This window comes from Rathayibacter sp. AY1D2, from assembly GCF_002932695.1.
Taxonomy (GTDB): domain Bacteria; phylum Actinomycetota; class Actinomycetes; order Actinomycetales; family Microbacteriaceae; genus Rathayibacter.
Genome location: NZ_PSVX01000118.1, coordinates 1 through 2638, shown reverse-complemented (window position 1 = coordinate 2638; position 2638 = coordinate 1). Strand labels below are relative to the sequence as shown.

Genomic DNA, 2638 nt, shown 5'->3' with positions numbered 1-2638 from the left:
TGTCCAGGGGAGGCATGCACAGGAGACGCGCGAGGTCCCTGTTCGTGACGCGGAGGCGCGGAATGCGTTCGGGTGGCGCAGTGATCGGTGTCGGACCGGCTCGACCGGCAGGGGCTGTGCCATCGTCGGGAGGGGGCGGAGTCCCCGAACGATCCGGAACCGACACCCAGGAGGGGACCGCATGGCGCACGCCGCGCTGATCATCCACAGCGCACGGAAGGTCGACGCGGCCGGAACGGTGGAGGACCACTGGCTCCTCGCGCGGGACGGCGCGATCACGGCGACCGGCACCGGCACCGGCTGGCAGGCGCAGGCGGAGGGGGCGGAGTTGCACGACGCGCGGGGCCTCACCGCTGTCCCAGGCTTCATCGACCTGCACGTGCACGGAGGGGGCGGCGACGGCTTCGACGGAGGAGCGGAGGCGATCCGCGCGGGCCTCGCGCTGCACCGCTCCCGTGGCACCACGCGCTCGCTGGTCAGCCTGGTCTCGGCGCCGCTGGAGCAGCTGGAGTCCTCTCTGGACGCGGTCTCGGCTCTCGCGGCCGCCGACCCGCTCGTGCTCGGCGCGCACCTCGAGGGCCCGTTCCTCGCGCCCTCGCGCAGGGGAGCGCACGACCCCGCGGCTCTCGTGCACCCCTCCTCCGGCGCGGTCGACCGGCTGCTGGACGCCGCCCGCGGACGCCTCGCGCAGATCACGCTCGCGCCCGAGCTGCCGGGAGCCCTCGCGGCGGTGGAGCGGCTCGCCGGCGCCGGCACGGTGGTCGCGGTGGGCCACACCGAGGCGGACGCCGACCAGGCGCGGGCCGCGTTCGACCGCGGAGCCCGGCTGGTCACGCACGCGTTCAACGCCATGCGCGGGATCGGCCACCGCTCCCCGGGCCCGATCCCGGTGGCCCTGGGAGACGAGCGGGTCGCGCTCGAGCTGATCCTCGACGGCCGGCACGTGGACGTCGAGGTGGTGCGGCTCGCGTTCGCGGCGGCTCCCGGGCGGATCGCGCTCGTCACCGACGCGATGGCGGCGGCCGGGGCGGGTGACGGAGTGCACCGCCTCGGCCCGCTCGACGTCGAGGTGCTCGGCGGAGTCGCCCGGCTCGCGGGCACCGCTGTGCTCGCCGGATCCACGCTCACGCAGGAGGAGGCCCTGCGGCGGGCCGTCGGGCCCGGCCGGCTCGGGCTGCAGGCGTCCGTCGCCGCCCTCACCGCCGTTCCCGCCCGCGTGCTCGGCCGGGGCGACCTCGGCCTGCTGGTCCCCGGGTACCGCGCCGACGTCGTCCTGCTCGACGCGTCGCTCCGCGTGCAGCGGGTCTGGGCCGAGGGGCGCCCGTTCCCCGACTCCGCGGACGGCGCGTCGCGACCCCGGGTCAGGGCGTCGGCGTCACGGTCCAGGTCCCCTCGGTCTGGACGGCCATGACGCCGGGCAGGTCGGCCTCGAACACCTCGGAGAAGGCGACGGAGTCGCCGAACAGCTGCGGCTGATCGGAGGTCGTGAACACGCGGCCGGAGAACGAGTCGTCCGGACCCGCGGGCGTGTAGTCGACCGTCACGCGCGGGACGTCGTCGGAGAAGAACAGGACGGCCGGGCCGGTGCCGGACTGCGCACCGCTCACCGTCGCGAGGTCGTTCCAGCTCTGCAGGCCGAGCGTCCACGGCCCGTCGGCTCGGACGATCACCTGCTGCTCGACGGGGTCGTCGCGGAAGATCCCGGTCAGGAACGACCCCGTCATCGGGGCGGCGGCCTCGCCGAAGGGCGTCATCCGGCCCGCGGCGGTGACGATCGCCGTGCCGGTGCAGGCCGAGCAGTCCAGGCTCAGGACGACCGCGAACTCGCCCTGCCGCTGGAACGACACGTCGGCCGGGCCGGTGCCCGAGACGGTGGCGGGGACTCCCTCGCCGACCGGCCCGGCGTCGACGACGGTTCCGACCGGCTCGGCGGTCGCCGGAGCGGAGGGGGTCGGGCTCGGAGTGATCAGGTCGGTGATGGCGGGTCTCGGCGTCCGCGAGGCGGGCGCGGACGCCGTGGCGCCCGCCTCGGCCCCGCCGCCGGCGGTGCACCCGCCCAGCAGCAGGAGCCCCGCCGCTGCCGTCGTCGCCACTGCCGCTGTCGTCCCCCGAGCCCTCATGCGTCCAGACTGCCAGGGCTGGTCCGGATCGTCGTCCCCGGAGGGAGTCAGAGGAGCAGGGCGCCGAGGCCCGCGGCGGCGAGGACGACGATCCACGGGGGCACGGTCCAGCGCGTCAGCGCCACGAAGGCGCCGATCGCGAGCGTCAGAGCGCCGGTCGAGCCGATGCCCTCGGTCAGCACCGGGTCGTAGAGGGCGGCGCCGAGCAGTCCCACCACGCCGGCGTTCACGCCGGCCAGCGCCCGCTGCGCGACCGGCAGGTGCCGCAGCCGCTGCCAGAACGGGAGCACGCCGACCACGAGCAGAGCGCCCGGCAGGAAGATCGCGACCAGCGCGATCGCCGCCCCCGCGACACCGTCCGGCGTCCCCGCGCCCACCGCGCCGAGGAACGCGGAGAAGGTGAAGAGCGGGCCGGGCACCGCCTGCGCCGCCCCGTATCCGGCCAGGAACTCGCTCTGCCCGACCGTGCCGGCGCCGACCGTCTGCGCCTCCAGCAGAGGCAGCACGACGTGGCCGCC

General features: G+C 76.1%; 3 protein-coding genes. 1 reads left to right on the top strand and 2 read right to left on the bottom strand.

The features are described 5' to 3' along the window. The first annotated feature begins 181 nt into the window (after positions 1 to 181). Positions 182 to 1411 carry an N-acetylglucosamine-6-phosphate deacetylase gene (locus C5D04_RS17640; protein ID WP_104348137.1) on the top strand — a complete coding sequence of 410 codons (1230 nt, stop codon included), beginning with the start codon at positions 182 to 184 and terminating at the stop codon, positions 1409 to 1411. On the opposite strand, the gene C5D04_RS17635 is transcribed toward C5D04_RS17640, so the two are convergent. Beyond that, positions 1362 to 2093 (bottom strand): hypothetical protein, encoded by a 732-nt coding sequence (locus tag C5D04_RS17635; RefSeq protein WP_104225243.1) that lies wholly within the window; start codon positions 2091 to 2093, stop codon positions 1362 to 1364. The two genes, C5D04_RS17640 and C5D04_RS17635, sit on opposite strands and share 50 nt — an antisense overlap. Positions 2094 to 2167: 74 nt before the next feature. Further along, a partial coding sequence (locus C5D04_RS17630) for a chromate transporter (protein ID WP_181137761.1) occupies positions 2168 to 2638 on the bottom strand: 471 nt, incomplete at its 5' end.